This is a genomic window from Nocardioides sp. CF8 (assembly GCF_000389985.1).
Classification (GTDB): Bacteria; Actinomycetota; Actinomycetes; order Propionibacteriales; family Nocardioidaceae; genus Nocardioides; species Nocardioides allogilvus.
Window position 1 is genome coordinate 4156708 of sequence record NZ_CM001852.1, and the last position, 3120, is coordinate 4159827.

A 3120-nucleotide genomic window follows, 5' to 3' on the forward strand; every position below is an offset into this window, starting at 1 on the left:
CCGCGCTACACCACTATCGGGGACTCAACTGGATCCTGCTGCGGGACGGCGCGAATCCGTCCGGCTCCCCGAGGTGGACGTCGCCGTGCGTCGTTCGGCCTACGGGACGTCCGGACATGTCGAATTGCGGCGAAGCCCAGAGCAGGCGCTGAGAGACTTAGCCATGTTCCGGAGAACAGGCCCCGAGCCGCCGACCGAGCCAACGGTCACCCCGGCCGCACGTGACGTGCTCGGGTATGCAACAACGGAGGCCGTGGCGCTGAACCATCACTACGTCGGCACCGAACACGTCCTCCTAGGGTTGCTGCGGGAGACCAATAGCGACGCGGCGCAGATCCTGGCGTCCCACACCGACCTCAAGACTGTCCGTGCCCACGTCCGGCAGATTGTCGGTGTCGGAGCCGAATCCCCGCACGAAGAGTTGCCGCTCACCCCGCGCGCGGCCCAAGTACTCGTCTTTGCCAGGCGAGAGGCCGACATGTACCGCGAGTCGCTCATCGCACCCGAGCACCTCCTGCTTGGGATTCTGCGCGAGGGAGAGGGCATCGCCACCCAGGTGCTCCTGGAGCTCCGAGTCGATTTCGGCATGGTCCGAGCGGCGACCTCTCGGTCCTTGCGGCAGGCTCAAGCCCCGGGGACCCTCCCGCCAGATGAGCCGCAGAACGGCTGAGCGGCCGAGAGAGCGCTTGACGCCTTGAACCGGACACGGTCATCCGCGTGGACCGCCATCCGCGCTCCTGGGATGACCGGACACGGTCATCCGCGTGGACCGCCATCCGCGCTCCTGGGATACGACGGAGAAGCAACATGTTGGTGTGGCGTGTCGTGGAACGTTCGGCTCACGGGACATCCGCTCATGCCGATGTGCGGTAGCAACTGCCGGGTGTCGTCCAGCGAGCGAGCCTGTGCCAGGCGTGCAGCCGAGTTGGCGGCAACACTCGCGGACCCATCGAGTCAACCGTCGCCTTAGGCGAGTGTCGTGATCTTGTCGGGTGCCAAGGAAGGCGCCGGTAGGTCGAGAACCTTTGAGCGGCGCAGTCGGTGGCCCAGGTAGGCCAAGCCGAGGCGGGCGCGACCGAATCCGTCGAGTGGGTCGAAGCCCAACGTCGCAGAGATGACTTCTATCCGGGTGCTCATGGTGCTGTGGTGGACGCCGGACTGACGCGCGGCCTCCCGCACAGACTGGGTGGTCACGATGGCGCCCACCGTCGCCAAGCCCCAGGCGTACGTGGCAATCTCGTCCATCCGCTCCACGTCAGGCTGGTGCCTGCCCTCGGGGGTGTCCGCCAACATATCGACCAGTCCGCCGTAGACGTCGGCACAGACCAGGCCGTCTTCGGGTGGCGAACAGAGTCGCAACGCGACCATCGCGGTCCGAAATGAGTGGTGGAGATCGTCGACCGAGGTGGCGACCCCGACCCCACAGGGAGTCGCGTCGAAAGCGTCGTACGACTCAGCTAGGACAATGGCGTGGATGGGACCGTGCCGTGTCGGGATAACGTCCTCCGGGCCGTCCGGATGACGCAGCCAGACAGCGAACAGCGGGGCTGCGGCGACTCGATAGCGGCCGGTGGTCGTAAGACCGAGCGCAGCCCCGGCGGCGATCCGGTCGTCCGCTGCGACGTCGAGGTCCGTGAGCAGTCCGAGGTGGCGCCGGTTGTCGTGGTCTCGGCGACCTCGTCCATGTCGGATCCGGACTGCCAGCGCGAGCCGTTCAAGGGTGATCGCGTCGTTGGGAAATGCTGGCCCCTCGCGCTCCAGCCAGACGGCGAGTCCGTCGGAGGCGGGGGCGACGAAGACAGAGTCGAGTTCGGGTGGTTCGCCGTCCACCACGGTGCCGCGGGGGCTCACCCGGAGCAGTCGCCGCGGGTGCTCTTGCTGGAAGCCGGCCGGGCACCCGGCCAGCGACGCGGCGGCCGCAAGCAGAGCGCGTGTGTTGACGTTGCCGACAACCAACTCGTCAAAGCAAGCGATCACGCGCAGCCCCAGGCTCGCGCTGGGGTCCAGACGGGCAATCCTGCCCAACAACTCCTGCACTTTTAGGGCTCCTGCCTCTCAGTCGCCAAGGATTTTCTCCACCCATGTGTCGCGCGCGTGAATCATCGAGCGCCCGACGGCGGTGTGCGGAGCGAAGATGTCGCAGGCGTGGAACGCCCCCGACCACACATGCAGTTCGGCATCGCCGCCTGCTCTCCAGATCGCGTCTGCATAGGCGATTGCCTCGTCCCGGAAAATCTCGGCGGCCCCGACGTCGATGAACGCTGGAGGCAGTCCAGACAGGTCCGCGGCCCGCGATGGCGCGGCGTACGGCGATACTGACCCGGCTCCGCGCTCCGTCCCGAGCAGGGCGTCCCAGCCGGTCTCGTTGCTGACCCGGTCCCAGACTCCGACGCCGTCAAACTGCGACGTGGACGCGGTGGTTCCGCGGTCGTCGAGCATCGGATAGTCGAGCACCTGCCCGCAGAGCCGTGGTCCACCGCGGTCGCGGGCGGCTAGGGCAAGACCGGCGGCCAGCCCGCCACCGGCGCTCGCCCCAGCCACCATAAGCCGGTCGGGCCGGATCCCGAGGGCCTCGCAGTGGGCTGCAGTCCACTCCAGGGCGGCGTACATGTCCTCGCGCGGGTAGGGGTCGGGGTACTCCGGCGCGAGACGGTAGTCGACGGTCACCATCACTGCACCCAGACGGTCGACCCAGTCGAGAACCAGGTCGATGCCACTGAACCGGTCGCCGAACATCAGCCCACCCGAGTGCGCGTAGAGCACCCCGGGCCGGTCCGACTCGGCGCCTGATGCTCGGAGGACCGAGACGGTCAGGCTTGCGCCTTCGTGGCCGGGCACCTCCGTGTCGACGCGTTCGATCCCGCGCTCGGCGAAGAGGTCGTCGAGCGGGGCCGAGGCGTAGGACACCCGCATGAAGTCGATGAGGTCTGGCGTGATGGTCGGCGGGAACATCCCACCCACCACGGCCAGCCCGGCCTTCAACTCGGGGTCGAACTCAGGGCGCACGACGCTCGTCACCCGCGTCACGCTAGACCCGGGGGCCCGGTGACGACAGGCCCTTACCCGACAAATGTGGTGGTCCCAGCGATCTACCCGCCATATGGCGGGGCGGGCCTGTCG

At 67.9% G+C, this 3120-nt stretch carries 3 protein-coding genes; 1 reads left to right on the plus strand and 2 read right to left on the minus strand.

Going from position 1 to position 3120, the window contains the following annotated elements; genetic code table 11:
* On the plus strand, positions 1-670 hold a 670-nt coding region (locus CF8_RS20230), incomplete at its 5' end, for a Clp protease N-terminal domain-containing protein (protein ID WP_332248897.1).
* A gap of 296 nt (positions 671-966) precedes the next feature.
* On the opposite strand, the gene CF8_RS20235 is transcribed toward CF8_RS20230, so the two are convergent.
* Complete coding sequence (locus tag CF8_RS20235) at positions 967-2037, minus strand: helix-turn-helix domain-containing protein (protein ID WP_036491654.1); 1071 nt, start codon at positions 2035-2037, stop codon at positions 967-969.
* Between the two features lie 18 nt (positions 2038-2055).
* On the minus strand, positions 2056-3120 hold a 1065-nt coding region (locus CF8_RS20240; protein WP_232211545.1), incomplete at its 5' end, for an alpha/beta hydrolase.